At 56.0% G+C, this 1,798-nt stretch carries 1 protein-coding gene; it reads left to right on the forward strand.

Annotation, left to right across the window (positions count from 1 at the left end):
* On the forward strand, positions 1 to 1,798 hold a 1,798-nt coding region (locus ACO6VE_RS24430), incomplete at both ends, for a DUF1601 domain-containing protein (protein ID WP_422464101.1).

The raw sequence follows: 1,798 nt of genomic DNA on the forward strand, positions 1-1,798 counted from the left end.
CATTACGAAACTGGTGGACAACGGGCTGGAGCGGACACCAGGGCTCAACGAGGCCGTGGCCGCCCTGTTGCCCCTCGTGAACGCACAGAAAGACCAGCTTAATACCCAGGGCATTACCAACCTGCTGTGGGCCATTACGAAACTGGTGGACAACGGGCTGGAGCGGACACCGGGGCTCAACGAGGCCGTGGCCGCCCTGTTGCCCCTCGTGAACGCACAGAAAAACCAACTTAGTGCCCGGGACATTGCCAACCTGCTGTGGGCCATTACGAAACTGGTGGAAAACGGGCTGAAGCGGACACCAGGTCTCAACGAGGCCGTGGCCGCCCTGTTGCCTCTCGTGAACGCGCAGAAAGACCAATTTACTCCTCAGCATATCGCCAATCTGCTGTGGGCCATGGCGAAACTGGTGGACAACGGGCTGGAGCGGACACCAGGAGTCAACGAGGCCCTGGTCGCTCTGTTCCACCGGGTTAACACACAGAAAGGCCAATTTAATGTCCAGGATATCGCCAACCTGCTGTGGGCCATGGCGAAACTGGTGGACAACGAGCAGGAGTGGACACCAGGACTCAAAGAGGCCGTGGCCGCGCTGTTGCCCCACGTGAACGTGCAGAAAAACACATTTAATGCCCAGGGAATCGCCAACCTGCTGTGGGCCATGGCGAAACTGGTGGACAACGGGCAGGAGCGGACACCAGGGCTCAACGAGGCCGTGGCCGCACTGTTGACCCACGTGAACGTACAGAAAGACCAATTTAAAGCCCGGGATATCGCCAACCTGCTGTGGGCCATGGCGAAACTGGTGGACAGCGGGCAGGAGTCGACACCGGAGCTCAAAGAAGCTGTGGCCGCCCTGTTGCCCCACGTGAACGCACAAAAGGCTCACTTTAAACCACAGGGTATCACCAACCTGCTGTGGGCCATGGCGAAACTGGTGGACAACGGGCAGGAGAAGACAACAGCGCTTAACAAAACCGTGCTCGCACTGTTGCCCCGCGTGAAAATACAGAAAGACCAATTTATTCCTCAGCACATCGCCAACCTGCTGTGGTCCATGGCGAAACTGGTGGACAACGGGCAGGAGTCGACACCAGAAATCAACGAGGCCGTGACCGCACTGTTGCCCCACGTGAATACACTGAGAGCTACCTTTAAACCACAAGAGATTGCCAACCTGCTGTGGGCCATGGCGAAACTGGTGAACAACGGGCAGGAGCAGACACCAGCGCTCAACGAGGCTGTGGCCACGCTGTTGCCTCACGTGAACGCACAGAAAGACCAATTTATTCCTCAGCACATCGCCAGCCTGCTGTGGGCCATGGCAAAACTGGTGGATAACGGGCAGGAGTGGACACCAGAGTTCCAAGCGGCCTTGGCTGCACTGTTACCCCACGTGAGGGCACAGAAAGCTGACTTTAAACCACAGAGTATCGCCAACCTGCTGTGGGCCATGGCGAAACTGGGTGAACTCGTTGAGCTGAATGTGGTTACCTCTACATTCGAATCGCTTGTCTACCGAATCAGTGAAAACCCTCAGCTCTGCAGGCAAGTTATATCGATGTCTCTCTGGGGCGTAATGGTATGCTGTGCCAGGTTGTCTCTAGACTCCAATGCCAATAAAAATAACGTGCTTGAAAAGCACATGGATGACCTGTTGACTCGCCTGAAAAATACATCACCAGATAATGAAGAGGATCAAACCATCATTGCCATGGCCGCCAGTTGGCTTGGCAGAGCGTGTCCGTTCAACCCCCATTACCAGACAACCATTTCAAAACATCAGGCCGACTTCCGC

The sequence above is a fragment of the Endozoicomonas sp. ALB115 genome, from assembly GCF_049310245.1.
GTDB lineage: Bacteria > Pseudomonadota > Gammaproteobacteria > Pseudomonadales > Endozoicomonadaceae > Endozoicomonas.